This is a genomic window from Streptomyces sp. NPDC104202 (assembly GCF_055584185.1).
Map to the genome: position 1 here is coordinate 22,741 of NZ_JBVJMN010000067.1, position 16,196 is coordinate 38,936.

Here is a 16,196-nt window from a genome sequence, read left to right on the forward strand (position 1 = left end):
GAGCGGCGGCCGGGGAGGCGGTCATGAACCGACCAGGGCGCGCAGGCGGCTCGTGCTCAGCCGTCGTGCGAGTCGCTCCAGGTGCCCGAGCAGGAGCCAGGCCGGCAGGGCCGCGAGCGCGGCCCCGAGGAGGAGACCGGCCGCAGCGTCGTGGGGGTAGTGGGCGCCGACCCAGACCCGGGACGCTGCCATGGCGAGTGCGGCGGGGACGGCGATCGCGCCGAGGCGCCGGGAGACGAAGCACAGCGCTGTGGCAGCGGCGCCTGCCAGTGCCGCGTGGTTGCTGGGAAACGACCAGTCGCCGGGGGAGGGGCAGACTTCGAGGGTGATCACGTGCATGACCTGGCAGGGGCGGTTCTCCTGAAGGAGCCCTTTCAGGGCCGTACTCGCCGCGAACGCCAGCAGGGTCAGGACCGGCATGGACAGGGCGAGGAGAGCCTCTCGGGAGTCGCGGCGCCGGGCCTGCCACCAGCCCGCTGCCATCAGGACGGCGAACACGGCCAGCCCGTACGTGGAGTAGGCGGTGATCAGTCCGTCGAGCCAGCCGGGAGCCTTCTGCGCGGCCGTCACCGCATCGAGGTAGGCGCCGGTGTCGGCGAACATGTCCTGGCCTGCCGGAGTGTTCAGGGTGTGTGTCAAGGTGACGAGGCCGGTGTTCACGCGTGGTTCTCCGTCTTGCCGGACCGGCGGGAGCGCAGGAGTTCCAGCCCGATGGGCGCCAGAGAGACCAGCACGATCCCGGCGACGATCGGCAGCAGGTAGCGGTCCACGCCGGGGATCGAGGCGCCGAGGCCGTAACCGGCGAGGACGAGCCCGACGCTCCACAGCAGGCCGCCGAGGATCTGCCACACGGCGAAGGTACGGGCGGGCACGCCGAGGGTGCCCGCGAGAGGATTGAGCACGGTGCGGACGATCGGCAGGAACCGGGCCAGCACGATCGCTTTGGCATGGCCGTACCGCTGGAGGAGATCTGCGGCCCGTTCGGCTCCGTGCCGGATCTTCTTGGACCGCGTGCGAGCGAGGAACGCGGGTCCTGCCGTGCGGCCGAGTGCATAGCCGGTCTGCGCGCCTGCCAGTGCACCGGTGGCGGCGGCGACGAGAACCCAGGGCAGGGGCAGGTGTCCGGCCTGGGTGCTGGGACTCGCGGCCAGCAGGCCGGCGGTGAAGAGCAGCGAGTCGCCCGGCAGGAAGAACCCGACGAGCAGTCCTGTCTCGGCGAAGAGCACGACGGCGATGCCGAGCGTGCCGAAGGCGGAGAGCAGTGACTGGGCATCGAGCACGTTCAGTGCGAGGTCTGCTGCAGGCGTGCCTGCGGCGACGGAGGTCATGGGCGGAAGCCCCTTCCTGTGGACGGGCCGGGGCCGTCTGGATCCTCTGGGGGCAGATCGGCAGCGACCGCCTATTCTGTCTACAAGACAGTAGTCGGACTACAGCACTGTAGACGCAAAGTTGGGCGGAGGGGCTCCATGACGGACGGCGAGAGTGAGCGCAGGCCCGCCGGAGAGCTGGAGGCCGGCGTGCTCGCGGCCCTTTGGGCCGCAGGGGAGCCGCAGACCGCTGCCCAGGTGAGAGCTGCTCTGGCGCACGATCTGGCGCGCACCACCGTGGCGACGCTGCTGGCGCGCCTTCACGACAAGCAGGTGATCGGCCGTGCCCCCGGCAGCCGTGGGTTCGTCTACTTCGCCAGGGAGGACGCGCACGGGCTGACCGCTCGGCGCATGCACAGCGTGCTCGATCAGGGGGAAGACCGCAGCCTGGTACTGGCACGCTTCGTCGACGGACTCAGCCCCGGCGACGAAGCGGAACTGCGGCGACTTCTACAGGGCGACGACCTGTGATCGCCCTGCTCATCCTCCCTCTGGTGCTGCCCTGGGGGCTGCCACCCCTCGCCCGCGCGACCGTCCGGCACCTCCGCCCCGACATCGCGCTCGCCGCGGTGACCGCCGCCACCGGTGCCATGGCAGCCGCTGCCGTCCTCTGCCTCGGCGCCCTGCTGCTGCCCCTCGTCCTCAGCCTGCCTGCCATCGCCGGCCTGGCCGCGATCCTTCATCCTCTCCAGGCCGGGCCCGCCGGTCCGGTGTTCACCGCAGCGGCCGTAGCCGGAGGGGCCCTCCTGCTGGTGCTCACCGCGCTTGTCCGCGGGGCCGGCGCGGAAGCGCGACGCCTGAGGGCGGCAGCCCGCCGTACCCGCGGGCTGCCGCAGGCCGGCGGTGTCTGCGTCGTCGACGACGACCGGCCCGACGCGTACGCATTGCCTGCCGGCCTCGTCGGCGGGGGCAGGATCGTGGTGACTTCCGGAATGCTCCGCACTCTCGACGCCGACGAGAGGGAGGCCCTCCTCGCACACGAACGGGCCCACCTGGCGGCTCGTCATCACCTTCACCTCGGCGTCGCTCGGCTCGCGGGATGGTGCCATCCGGCCCTCGCCGCCGTCGTCCCGGCCGTCTCCTACGCCGCCGAACGGTCCGCGGACGAAGCCGCCGCCTACGCGTGCGGAGATCGCAGGCTGACCGCGCGAGCGGTCGGCCGGGCGGCTCTGGCGGCCAACGCCGCCGCACGACCGTCGGCATCGCCTGCGCTCGCGCCCGGTGGGACGACCGGACCCGTCCCTGCGCGGGTCAAAGCCCTGCTCGTGCGCAAGCCCACCCGCAAGATCGCCCCTGCCCTGGTGGCCGCCGCCCTGCTCTGCTCCCTCGCGGGTGCGTCCACGGCGGCGGGGGCCCTGTGGCTGCACCGCGGAGTCGAGGTGGCGCAGGGTGAGGACCCCTCCGACTGACCCTCCATGCCCCTGCCGTCACAGCCGGCTTGGGGCGCCTGCGACTGCACCCGGTGTATCGGCATCGGTCTCCTGCACGGCTTCCACGACACCAAGAGCGTCCTCCGCACCACCCTCATCCCCTTGTCTTCGCCGTCAGTTGTGAGAAGGCGGCTTTCACGTGCGGTGCCTACTGGCCGAGCAGTGCGTTCAGCGCATTCCACAGACTCGAACCGCCCGGGTCCACGCCCAGCATGCGGCGCGCGGCGAACTCCACGTACTCGTGCAGCCCGTAGGCCAAGGCGAGAGCGGCGAACCCTGCGATGGCCACGGTCCCCGCCAGGGCCACGACGCCGGTGCGCCGGGCCCCACCACGAGGCATGACCGGCTCGGGCATCAGCAGGGCCTCGACACGCTGCGGCACAGGGCCGCTGATCGCGGACAGCAACGGATAGCCACCTCGGCGACGGTCCGAGGAACCAGCCAGGGCCGCCCGAGCGATGGCCGCCGCCGCCACACGCCGGTCGCCCGTGACGACAGCCGCGTCCTCGTCCGCCCACCGTTCCAGATGGAAGGCCAATGCCTCCCGAAGGCGCCGCAGAGCGGGATGGACCGTCGATGTCAGGTCGACCAGCGCGGACAGCAGATGATGGCGCCCCGCAAGATGCGCTCGTTCATGGGCCAGCAGCACCTCGCACTCGCCCGCTTTCAGCGACCGCAACATACCGGCGGTCACCACGATCCGAGCCTTTCGCCCGCGGCACCCGGGAAGCGCGAAGGCATCGATCTCGCCGCCGGGGATCACCAGCAGATCGCCCTCGCCGGTGCCCTCGTCCGCCGACTGCCAGGCTCGCTCCAGCAGGGATCGGTGCAGAACCCAACGCCGCACCAGCTGCACCAGCTGGACCATCATGATCACTCCGGCCGCCGCAGCGACCGGAACTGCGGCCGGCCACTCCTCCAGCACACGCGACAGCGAGAGCTGCTCCAGCGACGCGAGGAAGGGTACGTGGAACAGGGCGACGAGTGCCGACATCGTCCCCCCGGCGAGCACGACCGCGGCGGCAGCCAGCTCCCAGCACGCCCATCGAGGCGGAAGCACCTCGGCAAGACGGCTTGCGACGGCCACTCCGCCCCACGGAAGGACGAGGGCCAGCGCGACGGAGATCAGTACGTACGTCACTCAGGGCTGTCCTCCGCTTCAGCGAGGAGGCGCCGGAGCGTCTGCTCGTCGTCCGCGGACAGGGAGTTCACGAACCGCTTGAGGACCAGGTCACGCCGAGGCTCACTGTCCAGTGCGCGGCGCATCCGGCCGGCCACGAGCCCGGCGGCGTCCTCCACCGGCTCGTAGGCGAAACCGCGACCGGCCGGAACCCTGCGCAACGTGCCCTTCTCGTACAGCCGGACAAGGATGGTCGCCATCGTCGTACGGGCCAGCCCCTTGCCGAGCGCCGCGTTGACCTCCTGGGCGCTCATCGGTCTCCCCGCCTGCCACAGGACGGCCAGAACATCCGCGACGAGCTCGCCGTGCGGTCGCCTCTCGTCCCCACCCTTGACCGGCATGACTCTCCGTTCTGCGACGCTCCGGAGGGAGACGGCGGACACGATGCCGCCGCGTCTTTGTCTACATGGATGTAGACTAATGGTGCATTACTGCCGAGGCATACCTCATTTTACCCGCGCCGAGGCGCGCAGGGGCGAGGCCGGCGGACCGTCGGCGCCCCGAGCTCAGACGTCGGCTCGCGCCTGGTCGCCGATAGGGGCATCCCGTGGATCGACTGGACCGCACTCAGGTTTCCAACCGCCGGATCCGACTCCATCAGCAGCTCGCGGCACTCCAGCTGATGCCGCGCGCAACCCGGCGACTCAACGACACCATCGATCTCATCCGCCTGCGGCTCGACGTCCTGCCCGAGGGCCTGTACCAGCCGGTCCCCGGCCTCCCGGTGCGGAAAGCGAGGCGGGCCGTCGGAAGCAGATCCCGCTGGGCGTCGATGGAGCCGGTCATCGGACGGACAGGGGCGGAGACCGCGAAGGACATCGGTTCGAACGCAGGGTACTTTCCGATCAAACTCGCCGGTCTGGGGATGCTCGTGGTCGCGCTGGAGGCGGATCCACGGTTCGTGCGGACGACGACGACAGCGGTCCGACGGAATCGGCTGGAGAACGTCGCGGTCATGAACCTGGAGCTACGCCCCGATACCCTCAGTCTTCTTCCGGCGACCGACTGCACCCTCTTCCTGTCTCTCTGGCACCACCTGGTCAGAGGCCTGGGCTTCGACTCGGCCACGCACCTGCTCGGAGAGCTCTGGGCCGGTACCGACAAGGTGCTGTTCTTCGACACCGGCGAAGACGAGATGCCCGAGTCGTTCGGTCTTCCCTTGATGAAGCCCACCCCCGACGCCTGGCTTGCGGCATACCTGGAGCGGAGCTGCGCGGGTTCGCGCATCGAGCACCTGGGCCGGCATCGCGCCTTCGACGCAGACGGCCTCCCGACAGATCGGGCGCTCTTCGCCGTCGTGCGTCAGCACGACAGGGGTGTGGGTCCCTGAGCCCGATCCCTGTGGCCCGCGGCAGCGGGATCCTGCCCTCAAGGACGACCGGCCGCCGGGCTGCTGGCGCAGTGACTTTCCAGGGCGATCGCGTCGCCGCTGGCAGGAGCAGTCTTGCGTGCGGCAGAGCGGGACAGGTTGTCCAGAGCTGCCGGGGGAGACGATCATGTGGCTGTGAGACCCGAAGTGCAGACTTTCGTTGCCGATGGACCGCTTCCCGACGGGGACGCGAGCGAGGAGGAGATCGCTCGGCGTGAACGCCAGCTGGGAACGATCTCCCACCCTGTCACGTCCGAGGAGGCGACTGCCCTGGCCACCTGCTTCGGCCCCGACGACTGCTATGGCCTCGCCTGGACGCTCGTGCACCTGATCGAGACGGCTCCCGGCCAGGTGCCGCATTGGGAAGATCCAGGTCCGGAGGCCGGCGACTGGGCCGAGATTCTCCGGGGACGATGGGGCGGCTGCGACTTGACGGCCTGACGACATGAGGTGACGTGGTCCGCGATGGCCGGCGGGGAGGTGAGTCCTGTACAAGCTCCAGCGGCGACCCCCCTGCCTGACCGGGCCGGCGCCCGGACCTCTTCGCGGCGGCACTGAGGTGACCATGGAGGCCGCACCGGCCTGCGACCGGCGAAAGCCCCGGTCACAGTCCTCCCAGGCCCGGGCCTTCGTAGACCATCACCGGTTCTGGGTCGGGCGGGGAGGGGAGCGGGTTGTCGCGGCGGGGTTCTTGGTGTTGGTGCAACGGGTGGCGTTTCGAGAGGATCGTCGCGCCGTCGACGGCGAGGTGTCGCAGCCGGGCCGGTTCCCCCCGGCGAATCCATTCGGGACGCTGCGCGGCCGCCATGGCCGCCCGTCCGGCATCCGTGATTCCGTAGACGCCGGTGAACGCACCCGCCGCTCGTTCCTTCACCCGGTAGGCCCACCACAGGAGCGGCGGGTAGCCCAAGAACGGCAGGTAGGAGTCCGTGGCCACCGCCAGAACGAGGCCCGCCGCGGCCGTCGCGGGCAGCCACTGGACGACGGTGTCGTGACGGTTGCGTGCCTGCAGTCTGCGCAGGGCGGCCGGCGACCGGCGGAGCACGCCGGCAGGGTGCCCGTCGTCGCCCTGGAGGCCGTCGAGGACGAGACGGTCGCGCAGATCCCTTATCACGGGCTCGTCGTCCCAGGCCGCCAGCGGCCAGCGCACGCATCCCTCCCCATCCGCCGCCCGGGCCGCCAGGCCCAGAGCCGTCCGCTCCACCTCATCCCGGGCACCGCGTCCCTCAGGCCGAAGGGCGACCCGCCGCTTCGACACCCGCCGCGCCGTAAGGCGCCGGTCCGCGTACATGCGCAGCAGGGCGACCTGGACGACACGCTCGCCACCGCCATGCAGATAAGCGAGTTCATACAGATCCAGACGCTCATCCGGTGACCGCGGCGGCCCGACCCCGGCCGACATCGCACGGTGGGCACGCCGCAAGGCCACGGCCGTGGCACGCACGATCATCAGCGAGGCCAGTAACAGCGCGGCCCCGAGCGCATTCCCCCACCACGTCCCCATGTACGTCCCCCCTTCGCGGAACGGTGCGCTTCACCCCTGTCTGCCCGCGCCGGACCGGTAGCAGACATTCTCCGTCCGGCCCCGCCGTGCGGAGCTCGTCTCACGCGGTGGCAGGAGGGCTTCGCCTACACGTCCCGACGTTGACGTCGGGGAGACTCCTGCCGGGACGCTCTGCGCTGTGACCACCTGCGATTCACCCGCCGCCCGAGCGAGAGAGCAGCCTGGTACCGGGCGGTCGTCTCCGACCTCCACCCACCCGGCCCCGACCGTGACGCCAGGGCCCTGCTCCTGGTCCGCTACGACGAGTTCGCCCGGCTCGCTCGGCAGGACCCGTCTCCGACTGTCGGTGCCGCGGCGGTCCTCGTACCGGCAGGCGCCGAACGTGACGCCTGGCTCCCAGGACGGCGGGGAATGGGGACCGAGGCGTTCGCGCCCATGTTCCCGACGATGAGCAAGTGTTCGCTCCGCTCGCCTGGCGCCGGCAGACCGGCCGCGCAGCTTGGTGAGGTTCCGCACCCCGTTGCCAGGGACCGATCCGTGCAGGTCCGCCGGGGAGGCGTCGAAGCCGTCGAGTGAAGCGACAGCGGCTTGGTCCGGCCTGCCGCCAGTCCGGCTGTGGTGACCGATGTGAGCCGGCGGGCGTTAGCCCGGCATGTCCCTCTTTCACCTGTCCCCACTGTCTGCCGTCGAGCCGGAGCCGCGCATGCCGTGGACCGGTGAACGGCAGGTCCTGGCCCAGGCCGCGGCCGCCGGCCGATCAGCAGCGACCTGGATCCGGAGTCTGCCGCTGCCGCCGAGCGAGGACTGGATCGTCGGCCCGCTCGCCGACGCCGTCGAGGACGCGATGGCCACGCTCGACCCAGGGGACGAGGACTGGGTCGGCGGGACCGGCCGTGGGGGACTGTCCGAGACGACGGAGGAGACGCTCAACGGCCTGGTCTTCGCCATGCCGGAGGCATCCGCCTGGCTCGCTCCTGACCAGCAGCTGGCCCTCCTGGGCATCACGCACTACGCGAGCGGAATCCCGAAGCTGCTGGCCAATGACCCAGGAACGGCCATCGAGGGCGGCGGGCTGGCCGCCCTGTGCACGGCGCTCGACAACGCCTGCCGGACGGCGCGAGCCCCGGTGCTGTGAGACGAGAAAGCCCAGAACACCGGGCTCCGAAAGCCGCGTACTGTGCACGGCCACCCCGCGCGAACCAGACCCCGAGAGTGGGAGTCCGCCGGGAGGCGGCTTGGTTCGCCCCCTTCAACAACCGCTGCATCAGGGATCTCGACGCGGCTTCCGGGGACAGACCCTCGCCGAGGCCGCTGACAACGAACGCCCCGCCACCGCCTGCCGATGTGCCCGCGGGCCCCGCAACGACGAGGGCGCCGGCACGGCAGCCGATCGCCCGCAGAAGATCCAGGGCGCCGGCACCCCCCGGCGGGCGGAAGAGGCAGCGTCGCCCTCAGCAACGTCTATTTTCAGCCAGGCAGTTCTAGCAGCTCACCCCGTCATGGACGGCTGTCCGCCCGGTCGCTTCGCCAACCTGCCGTGCCATCTCTCCGACGATCAGGTCAGCGGCCTCCAGCGAAGCAGCGTCCTCGACGTACACGGCCCACGTACCCGCGAGCTCCCATGATGGGGGGGCAGACGGGTTCGGGCTTCCGTGGATATGTCTTGACCTGGGGATTCGTGTGGCCGAGAGTGTGTCTCCTGATCGACTGGGGTGGGAAGCATGACGCAGGACACATACGCCGTCCGCTGCGAGGAGCTCTTCGCGGTGGGTGGGTTCGCCGAGGTACAGAAGCAGGCCGAATCCGGTCTGCGGGAACGGGGACCTGATCCGGTGCTCTACCGGTGGCTTGGTCTCGCACACGCGGCTCGTGACGAGGATGACCACGATGCCGAGGCGGAGAAGGCGTATGAGGCCGGGCTGGCGCAGTGGCCGGATGATCTGGGACTGCTCGTCTCCTACCTGGAGCTGTGTGTGCGGGCCGACGGCTGGACGTATCCGGGGCGCGCTGCTCGGGTGAGCCGGCTCAAGAAGCGGATCGCGGACCTGGCGCCTGCGGGATCGCTGGAGGCGGCTCAGGTGGAGGCTGCCCTGGACTGGGCCGGGCGGGGCTACTGGCAGGACATGCGCGACAGGACCGTGGCCGCGAAGGTCGATCGTGCCGCCCAGACGGCGCATAGCGTCGACGTTGCCGAGGCGCTGGAACGGGGCGGCCAGGCGCCGGCCCATCCGGAGGACCTGCGGGCTGCCGAGGTCGCGGCCGCGCTGGAACTGCTGGCCGGCCCGTGGCAGGCCCCGCTCCGGTTCATGGTCCGTCACCGGGTGGCCGCGTACGCCGCCACCTTCGTTCTGGTGTTCGCCGCCAACAAGGCGCTGGTGCTCAGTGGGACCGTGTCCTTCAGTGTGTGGGGCTGGATCTGGTTCGTGCCCCTGCTGCTGGCCGACTCCAAGCTCAAGCAGGCCCGACGACTGGCCCGGCAGCGGGTGATCGCCGCGATGGAGGCCCGGCACACGGAAGCCACCGCGGCGGGCTAGATTCCCCACGCGTGCGGCCCGCATCCGGTACGAGCGAGGCGCCCGCACCGGCACCTCGCCTTGCAGACACCGGGGCTCGGGCCGCCTTCACCACCGGCGTCTTCCGCCCCCTTCCTGGACTGCTGGTCCCACGTGCGGGGCCGCTTTCCTCATGGAGCGGCCCCGCTGCCCAGGCAAGCCCGTGACTTCGCTTCCGTACCGGCGTCAAGCGCAGGAAGAACTCTTCGTACGTCATCCCACCCGGAAGGACCTATGAATCAAGCAGCACGCCGGATAGCGGCCTTCAGCGCCGCCGCCGGATTCCTCACCGCGGTGAGTCTCGCCGGCTCGACCGTGCCCGTGCCCGCGGCCGCAGCCGCAGCCGCAGACGATGCGGTGCGACTGTCCGCGCACGACCAGGTCGCCGCCCCTGGCACGGCACCTCGCCTCTCGCCTCGGGTGGAGTCCGGCATCCCTGACGGCAAGACGGTGATCGCCTTCTCCACCAAGCCGCTGACCGGTCCGGCCGGAGACGGAGCGGGAGTCCCGAAGGGAATCACCACACAGGCCAACGACTGCACCGAGGTCGCCGGTCTCGTCGCCGTGTACGTGTGCGGCCCTTCCGGCCTGCGCCCCGGTTTCGTCGTACCCAAGGACGCTCCGGACAGCGCTGTCCACTGGGGCTTCGCCTACGTCCCCAGGGGCGGCGACCTGGCCGCCGGCATCGAGACCGCCCGTACCGCCGGTGCCACACCGGCCGACGCCACCCACGGCAGCGCGAAGGTCGTCGTCAAGACCGCCGCGCTCGCCGCCCTGAACACCGTCACTTTCGACCTGCCTGACGTCCCCTCCGGCGGGACGGTCCGCCAGCAGCTCCATGTCCACGCGGTGGACGCCGGGAGGGTGACCCTGGTCTTCAGGGCCGCCGATGGCGAGCTTTGGAGGTGGCCCGGGAAGATCCCCCTCAGCAATGTCACCACCGACGCCGGGGCTTCCTGCTCGTACCGCGCGGATCGGCTCTTCGTCGACGCGATGAACCTGGACTGCCGCGTCGAACCCGGTGAGCACACCATCGGCTACGAGCTGACGGGATCCGTGGACCAGAAGGCCTTGCGACTGCAGGCCCAGTCGCGCTTCGACATCTATGACTTCTCGACCCCGTCCAGTGACGTTGTCCGGTCGAGTGTGCCGTTTGCAGTGCTCGGCACCGCGGTTCTCCCGCGGCACCACCTCCTGGCCCGTGACACCTCCGGCAAGCTGTGGCAGTACTCCGGTACCGGCGGCTCCTCTACTCCTTTCTACAGTCGGGTCCCGGTCGGCGCCGGGTGGCAGACCTACACCACCATCACCTCCCTCTCCCCGTACAGGCAGGGCCCGTACTACCGGGCGGACGTACGGCCGTCCGCCGTCACCCGTGGTCTCGGCGACCTCGTCGCCCAGGACACGTCCGGCACCCTCTGGTACTACGACCGCCAGCTCGTCGATCAGACGCCCTACGCCTCCCGGGTCCGAGTCGGCGCCGGCTGGAACATCTACGACCGGATCGCCGGCGCCGGAGACCTCAACCGGGACGGCATCGTGGACCTCGTCGCACGCGACAAGGTCGGCGTGATGTGGCTCTACCCCGGCACTGGCAGCCTCACCGGTGCACGCTTCACGACACGCACGAAGATCAGCAGCGGCTGGGGCATCTACCACCAGTTCGCCGGCGGCTCCGACATCACCGGCGACGCCCGTCCCGACCTGGTCGCCCGCGACACGGCAGGCGTCCTGTGGGTCTACCGTGGCACTGGCAACGCCTCCGCCCCCTACGCCGGCCGCGCCAGAATCGGAGCCGGCTGGAACGCCTACGACCAACTCGTCCTCGCCGGGGACCTCACCGACGACGGCAAGCCGGACGCGGTGGCCCGCGACAGGTCCGGAGTCCTCTGGCTGTACCGGGGCACCGGCAACGCGGCCTCTCCGCTCGCCTCCCGTACCAGGATCGGCGCCGGCTGGAACGCCTACAACCACATCCTCTGAGGAACCCGCGGCCCCAGGAGAGCACGTCGCTCCTGGGGCCGACCTGAAAGAGTGTTCTGTCCTGGCCTGAGTGCTTGGTAATGCCGCCTCTGACCTGCATGCTGAGTGTCAGCTCGGAGGCCGTTCAATGATGGGGTGAACGACTCTGCGTGGGGACGCCTTTCGGCTGAGGACCGGCGGGAGGTGGACCGTCTCGTTGCTGTTGGTCTCAACGTGCAGGCCATCGCGGTGATGCGTGAGCGCGCAAGCGCGCCGAGGCCGGGGATCCATGACTGCGTGGACCTGTTGGATCAGCGTTTCACCGCTCTGCAGGGCCAGGACGGTAGAGGATCACACTGCTGAACTGGGGTCGCGCCAGGTCAGAATGGAGTCCCTCGTGAGGCGGCCGGCTTATGAGGTCGACCATCGCAAGCTTGATCATCGCTTCGGACCGGTGGGGGTGGGTCCCGTAGTCGAGCGGACATTCGGCTGGGTCATGCATCATCGCCGCCTCGCCCGCGACAACGAAACCCACCCCCACCGCTCCGAAGCCATGATCCGCCTCGCGATGATCGACCTGATGAGCCGCAGGCTCACCCGAAAGTCGACTCCGAACCGGAAAGACTCATAGCCTCCGCGTCACGCTGACCCGCGCGTTCTCTCCCCTCATCGCCTGCGGCCAGCGGTCATCGATGAAATCCGCCGCTTCCCGGCAGGCGCCGCAGGCGTCTTCCCCTTCCGGGAGCCACCAGTGGTCGGACGGTGACATGCCGGTTTCCTGGATGCCGCACAGTGTCCTGTCGAAGATGCCGAACGCGTGGGATACACCAGCGGTGAGGCCATCCGCGACGGCCTTCTCGGTCGCGAAATCTCGAACCACTCGCCGCCCACATGGCACCACAAGCAGGACCAAACTCCTCTTCCCAGACCGTCGGCGCCATCAACCACCGCCGCATCGATCGCCCGCACCTCGGCACGCCCCCCCCAAGCGGCCAGCATCGCCCGAGTCATCAAACGCCCCGGCCAGGACAAAATGCTCTTTAAGGCCGGGACCTGGCTACCCGAAGGAGTGACACCCATTCCCGCACCTCAGACTCCGGAACTTGCAGCGCTCTACCGATCGCCCACACTTCTCTGCACTTCACTCTCATGGGTGAAGGTGGGTATGTGACTCGTCAAAGGGCCTCCGAAATCGATGGGATGGGGTCAGAGATGGCGGCGCAGGCGACCGCAGGGCAGATCCCCGCGCGTCGGTAAGATCGACGCTCTCAATGGGGGTGCGATGCGAACATCAGGGCGGGGCGGCGAGGGGCAGAAGTACGCGCTGACCTCGGACGAGGACGACAGCGACTTCTGGGGCTTCGCTCACGAAGCGGAGGGGTTCTTCACGCCCCTGCCGGATGAGGAAGGAACGCGCCGAGTGCACCTCGCGGGTTGCCTCCCGCAGGGTGGCCTACTGAGGTGCGTTGACCACGTCGGCAGTCGTCGTGCCGTGGCGGGGAACGCCTGGTTCGAGCTCCTCGACGGTGACGGTGCCACCATGGGGTCCTACTTCGTCAACGAGGTCACCGTCATGGACGTCAAGCCCTCCGCCAGTGGTGCCGGCCTCGTCGACCTCACGGTGACGCTCTGGTGCGAGAACGCCCTGCCCGGAGCGGAACGACCGTGGGAGCTGGTCCGCACCGGTCACCTGAACCACACCGGAATGTGGCACGAACTCGCACCCGAGGACCGACACGCGTGGCTGTCGGTGGCCCTGTGGTCCCGGGAGTACCAACGCCAGGGGAAACCCGATGCGCCTGCCGGGCAGGTGTTCACCTTGGATGGGCGACACATCGTCGACGAAGACAGCTTCTACTGCGCGATCGGTGAGGCCATCAACGGACCCGGTGGGTACTTCGGCTGGAACCTGGACGCTCTGGACGACTGTCTGCGAGGCGGCTGGGGCGCGACCACTCCGTTCACCTTGCACTGGGATTTCTCGGCCGAGGCTCGAACGCGGTTGGCGGAACGCGTGCCCGCCGGTGATCGCGAGCTTGCGCTGTTCGACCTGCTCCTGGAGATCTTCGAGGAACGGGGTGTGAGCGTCATCCTTCGGTGACAGCTCGTAGGAGGTGTCGATACCAACCCTTTGGAAGGGAAACCAGCGCGCGTACTTCTTGGTGTCCCATGCCGTGATCGGTTCACCCAGAGCGGCTGAGACTTCCTCGTTGCTCTGACCGAACCGCAGGGGCCCCACGGAATTCATTGGAACCCACGCCCACGCAGGACGCTCCCTGTCCCGGAGGAACCTTTCCGCCCACCAGCCCAACGAACCCACCCCTGATCGAAACTCGCGTACAAGAAGCATTCTCGCAAAGCGCGCTGCGGGCGGCACCAAGCGCCGTCCCGGGACCCCTCCCGAATTCTGAACGGTCCCCGGGACGGCGTGAGGATCGGAAGCGCGTGCAGCGCCTCGTGTCGCCCTCGCCCCGGTGGGTGGTACGGCATCACCACGACCGGCCCAGGCCGTCCTCGTCCTTCATCACGTCGCAGCGCGAGGATGGAAAAGGCTCACTGTCCTCGGCGTGATGGGTGCGCCACTGCCACGCCCCACCCCGAGATCCCAGTAGATGCGAAGGCTGCCGACGACAGGAGCCTGAAACTCCGCCGGCGGCTGCGGTGCACGGAGTGCGGCTTCTTCGAGGGTCGGAGGGTCGACTCTGCTGTCGTGGGCAGCCCTGTCGATCCTTCCTTCAGCGATTGCTGCGGTTGCGGACGAGCTCCAATGGACACGAGCTGCGGGCCTATGACGTGCGTCATTTCGATCTCTTGGAGGCCTACGTGGGGGCCAAGCTTCGTGAGCGCGGAGAGCTTGTGCCTTGGGCCGTGAGGGGTCTGGCCGAACGGCTTCCCACCTGGTTGAAAGTCGCGGAGAACCGGACCGAGGTTCTTCGGACGATCAAGCGCTTGTGTTCCACGCTGCTTGCGGGTCGGTGATCGAACGGGCGGTGGCCGCAGCTTAGGCACGCCCGACAGGCGTCCATTCGACCAGTACGCCCGGGCCAGTCCCACCCGTTCGATGCCGAGTCAGCGCATGCGAAGCGGTCTGGCCACCCTTCGTGACGGCTCCCCAAGATCTGTGCCGGAGCCGGAGCCGGCGAACAAAACCATGGGCTCTATGGGGCATCTTCAAGGGCGTCGTTTACCGCTTACGGTAGCAACCGGTCATTCTTTCAACGTCCGCCCCCGCGTGCCGGGTCGACGTCCTAGACTGCGACCGCTTCAACACCAGGAAATTATCGGGAGGGTGCACGAGATGAGCCGATTACTGATCAGCGCATTCACGGCCGTGGCGCTGGTTGTCTCCGGGGGGAGCATCGCCACCGCCTCCTCCCACACGGCTCCACCGCGGACCACGCACGGTCCCTGCCAGTACACGCAGACCCCGGACGAGCCGGCCGCGCGCCCCATCGGACTGCCGCCCGACCCGCAACGCACCCCCAGCCGCGGCACGGTCGCCATGGCCGTGCCGACCAGTCAGGGCCCGCTCCCCCTTCGCCTGGACCGCGCCAAGGCGCCCTGCACCGTCCAGAGCTTCCTGCACCTGGCCCGACACCGGTTCTACGACCGCACGGTGTGCCACCGCCTGACGGCATATCCGACTCTGAAGGTCCTCCAGTGCGGTGACCCGACCGGCACGGGGGAGGGCGGGCCCGGCTACAAGTACAAAGATGAGCTCCCGGTGGACTTGCCGCCTGCGCCGACCGATCCGACCGGCACGCGCCGTGTGTATGAGCGTGGATTGCTGGCGATGGCCAACGCCGGACCACACACAAACGGCTCGCAGTTCTTCCTCGTCTACGGCGACTCCGTACTGCGGCCCAACTACACGGTGTTCGGCACAGTCGGCCCCGACGGCCTGCCAACCCTAGACAAAATCGCCGCTGGAGGCATCGTACCGACCCCCGAGAACCCGGCGCCCGTCGACGGCACCCCCGCGCTGCGCACCGAACTCCTCCGTGTCCGGCCGTCCTGCCCGCACTGACGCACCACCCCGAGGCGTTCGCCCCGATGAGCTGGCCAGTACCCGGCCGGCCCACGCGGCCGACACCCGCGCCAGTGCGCACGGTGAGCGGGCCGAGCGCACTGACCAGCAAAGTGGTCCCCGCACGGGCGGGGGATGGTCCCCGATCGCCCGGACGGTGACCTCCCCTGCGTCCTGCTTCCCGCACGCGGGGACGGTCCCACCACTCCCGCCCGGGTGGCGACGATGGCCGACCGGGCCCTGGCCGCCACAGACTTGGCGCCCGACGAGACGCTGGTTCGCCTCCACGACCCTACCGGCCGGCTCGGCGACGAGCGGGCCCGGACGGACCGAGGGGGCCGACCGAACGGCTCACCGCAGAATGCCTCTTCGCCGTGTACGACCCGTTGAGCGGACGGTGCGCTCTGGCGTTGGCCGGACACCTCCCTCTCACCCTCGCCCTCCCGGATGCCGTACCGCGGACGATCGACGCTACTCCCGGACCCCCGTAGGGACGCGGGGACCCCGCATATGCCCTGACGGAGATCGACCTGCCGCCGCGCAGCATGTCGGCCCTCCAGAGCGCCGGCCTGCCGGCGAACCTCGCCGAGGTGCTCGGCCGGGACCTGGCCCGGCGAGACGTCTCACGTCAGCAGGTATGCGACACCACGATGGAGAAGCTCCTGCCCGACGCCCCGACGCCCCGACGCCCCGACGCCCCGACGCCCCGACGCCCCGGCGCCCCGGCGCCCCGGCGCCCCGGCGCCCCGGCGCCCCGGCGCCCCGGCGCCCCGGCGCCCCGGCGCCCCGGCGCCCCGGCGCCCCG

General features: G+C 69.8%; 16 protein-coding genes and 1 pseudogene. 11 read left to right on the forward strand and 6 right to left on the reverse strand.

The annotated features are described in order from the left end of the window. Window positions 1-21: 21 nt before the first annotated feature. Together ACZ60W_RS31585 and ACZ60W_RS31590 are read right to left on the reverse strand one after the other, a co-directional pair. The gene (locus ACZ60W_RS31585) at window positions 22-603 is read right to left on the reverse strand and encodes a phosphatase PAP2 family protein (RefSeq protein WP_469758842.1); all 582 of its coding nucleotides are present in this window, start codon (window positions 601-603) and stop codon (window positions 22-24) included. Between the two features lie 53 nt (window positions 604-656). Then, the gene (locus tag ACZ60W_RS31590; protein ID WP_469758820.1) at window positions 657-1,328 is read right to left on the reverse strand and encodes a DedA family protein; all 672 of its coding nucleotides are present in this window, start codon (window positions 1,326-1,328) and stop codon (window positions 657-659) included. A 138-nt stretch (window positions 1,329-1,466) separates the two neighbouring features. Between ACZ60W_RS31590 and ACZ60W_RS31595 the strand changes: the two genes are divergently transcribed. Both ACZ60W_RS31595 and ACZ60W_RS31600 read left to right on the forward strand, forming a co-directional pair. Beyond that, window positions 1,467-1,838, forward strand: a complete 372-nt coding sequence (locus tag ACZ60W_RS31595; protein ID WP_469758821.1) for a BlaI/MecI/CopY family transcriptional regulator — start codon at window positions 1,467-1,469, stop codon at window positions 1,836-1,838. After that, complete coding sequence (locus tag ACZ60W_RS31600; protein WP_469758822.1) at window positions 1,835-2,776, forward strand: M56 family metallopeptidase; 942 nt, start codon at window positions 1,835-1,837, stop codon at window positions 2,774-2,776. Before ACZ60W_RS31595 ends, ACZ60W_RS31600 begins: the two co-directional genes overlap by 4 nt. A gap of 169 nt (window positions 2,777-2,945) precedes the next feature. Here ACZ60W_RS31600 and ACZ60W_RS31605 read toward each other — a convergent pair whose 3' ends face one another. Next, window positions 2,946-3,938 carry a M56 family metallopeptidase gene (locus tag ACZ60W_RS31605; protein WP_469758823.1) on the reverse strand — a complete coding sequence of 331 codons (993 nt, stop codon included), beginning with the start codon at window positions 3,936-3,938 and terminating at the stop codon, window positions 2,946-2,948. Beyond that, a complete protein-coding gene (locus ACZ60W_RS31610) occupies window positions 3,935-4,318 on the reverse strand; it encodes a BlaI/MecI/CopY family transcriptional regulator (protein WP_469758824.1) in 384 nt (127 codons plus the stop codon). The genes ACZ60W_RS31605 and ACZ60W_RS31610 overlap by 4 nt, the downstream gene beginning before the upstream one ends. Before the next feature lie 206 nt (window positions 4,319-4,524). Here ACZ60W_RS31610 and ACZ60W_RS31615 point away from each other — a divergent pair, with 206 nt between their 5' ends. Both ACZ60W_RS31615 and ACZ60W_RS31620 read left to right on the forward strand, forming a co-directional pair. Next, a complete protein-coding gene (locus ACZ60W_RS31615; protein WP_469758825.1) occupies window positions 4,525-5,307 on the forward strand; it encodes a methyltransferase domain-containing protein in 783 nt (260 codons plus the stop codon). Between the two features lie 174 nt (window positions 5,308-5,481). After that, the gene (locus ACZ60W_RS31620; protein WP_469758826.1) at window positions 5,482-5,787 is read left to right on the forward strand and encodes a hypothetical protein; all 306 of its coding nucleotides are present in this window, start codon (window positions 5,482-5,484) and stop codon (window positions 5,785-5,787) included. A 163-nt stretch (window positions 5,788-5,950) separates the two neighbouring features. Here ACZ60W_RS31620 and ACZ60W_RS31625 read toward each other — a convergent pair whose 3' ends face one another. After that, a complete protein-coding gene (locus ACZ60W_RS31625; RefSeq protein WP_469758827.1) occupies window positions 5,951-6,850 on the reverse strand; it encodes a TIGR04222 domain-containing membrane protein in 900 nt (299 codons plus the stop codon). 703 nt (window positions 6,851-7,553) lie between these two features. Between ACZ60W_RS31625 and ACZ60W_RS31630 the strand changes: the two genes are divergently transcribed. The 4 genes and pseudogenes from ACZ60W_RS31630 to ACZ60W_RS31645 all read left to right on the forward strand — a co-directional run. Beyond that, window positions 7,554-7,985 carry a hypothetical protein gene (locus ACZ60W_RS31630; RefSeq protein ID WP_469758828.1) on the forward strand — a complete coding sequence of 144 codons (432 nt, stop codon included), beginning with the start codon at window positions 7,554-7,556 and terminating at the stop codon, window positions 7,983-7,985. Between the two features lie 586 nt (window positions 7,986-8,571). After that, window positions 8,572-9,384 carry a hypothetical protein gene (locus ACZ60W_RS31635; RefSeq protein ID WP_469758829.1) on the forward strand — a complete coding sequence of 271 codons (813 nt, stop codon included), beginning with the start codon at window positions 8,572-8,574 and terminating at the stop codon, window positions 9,382-9,384. A 252-nt stretch (window positions 9,385-9,636) separates the two neighbouring features. Further along, window positions 9,637-11,385: an FG-GAP repeat domain-containing protein gene (locus ACZ60W_RS31640; RefSeq protein ID WP_469758830.1), complete on the forward strand. Its 1,749-nt coding sequence runs from the start codon at window positions 9,637-9,639 to the stop codon at window positions 11,383-11,385. A 448-nt stretch (window positions 11,386-11,833) separates the two neighbouring features. Continuing rightward, window positions 11,834-11,995: pseudogene (locus ACZ60W_RS31645) on the forward strand (IS5 family transposase); the annotation flags it as partial. Here the strand turns inward: ACZ60W_RS31645 and ACZ60W_RS31650 are convergent. After that, complete coding sequence (locus tag ACZ60W_RS31650) at window positions 11,990-12,244, reverse strand: hypothetical protein (RefSeq protein ID WP_469758831.1); 255 nt, start codon at window positions 12,242-12,244, stop codon at window positions 11,990-11,992. The pseudogene ACZ60W_RS31645 and the gene ACZ60W_RS31650 sit on opposite strands and share 6 nt — an antisense overlap. 660 nt (window positions 12,245-12,904) lie before the next feature. On the opposite strand from ACZ60W_RS31650, the gene ACZ60W_RS31655 reads away from it, so the two are divergent. From ACZ60W_RS31655 to ACZ60W_RS31665, 3 genes are all read left to right on the forward strand, one after another. Then, window positions 12,905-13,465 carry a barstar family protein gene (locus ACZ60W_RS31655; protein WP_469758832.1) on the forward strand — a complete coding sequence of 187 codons (561 nt, stop codon included), beginning with the start codon at window positions 12,905-12,907 and terminating at the stop codon, window positions 13,463-13,465. Between the two features lie 1,197 nt (window positions 13,466-14,662). Beyond that, window positions 14,663-15,391 carry a peptidylprolyl isomerase gene (locus tag ACZ60W_RS31660; protein ID WP_469758843.1) on the forward strand — a complete coding sequence of 243 codons (729 nt, stop codon included), beginning with the start codon at window positions 14,663-14,665 and terminating at the stop codon, window positions 15,389-15,391. Window positions 15,392-15,936: 545 nt separating this feature from the next. Then, window positions 15,937-16,196: hypothetical protein (locus tag ACZ60W_RS31665; protein WP_469758833.1), on the forward strand; the 260-nt coding region annotated here is incomplete at its 3' end.

Bases quoted from the DNA above. Each gene is read 5' to 3' on its own strand.
- ACZ60W_RS31585 (WP_469758842.1), bottom strand. From the start codon at position 603: ATGTTCGCCGACACCGGCGCCTACCTCGATGCGGTGACGGCCGCGCAG.
- ACZ60W_RS31590 (WP_469758820.1), bottom strand. From the start codon at position 1,328: ATGACCTCCGTCGCCGCAGGCACGCCTGCAGCAGACCTCGCACTGAAC.
- ACZ60W_RS31595 (WP_469758821.1), top strand. From the start codon at position 1,467: ATGACGGACGGCGAGAGTGAGCGCAGGCCCGCCGGAGAGCTGGAGGCC.
- ACZ60W_RS31610 (WP_469758824.1), bottom strand. From the start codon at position 4,318: ATGCCGGTCAAGGGTGGGGACGAGAGGCGACCGCACGGCGAGCTCGTC.
- ACZ60W_RS31625 (WP_469758827.1), bottom strand. From the start codon at position 6,850: ATGGGGACGTGGTGGGGGAATGCGCTCGGGGCCGCGCTGTTACTGGCC.
- ACZ60W_RS31630 (WP_469758828.1), top strand. From the start codon at position 7,554: ATGCCGTGGACCGGTGAACGGCAGGTCCTGGCCCAGGCCGCGGCCGCC.
- ACZ60W_RS31635 (WP_469758829.1), top strand. From the start codon at position 8,572: ATGACGCAGGACACATACGCCGTCCGCTGCGAGGAGCTCTTCGCGGTG.
- ACZ60W_RS31640 (WP_469758830.1), top strand. From the start codon at position 9,637: ATGAATCAAGCAGCACGCCGGATAGCGGCCTTCAGCGCCGCCGCCGGA.
- ACZ60W_RS31655 (WP_469758832.1), top strand. From the start codon at position 12,905: ATGGGGTCCTACTTCGTCAACGAGGTCACCGTCATGGACGTCAAGCCC.
- ACZ60W_RS31660 (WP_469758843.1), top strand. From the start codon at position 14,663: ATGAGCCGATTACTGATCAGCGCATTCACGGCCGTGGCGCTGGTTGTC.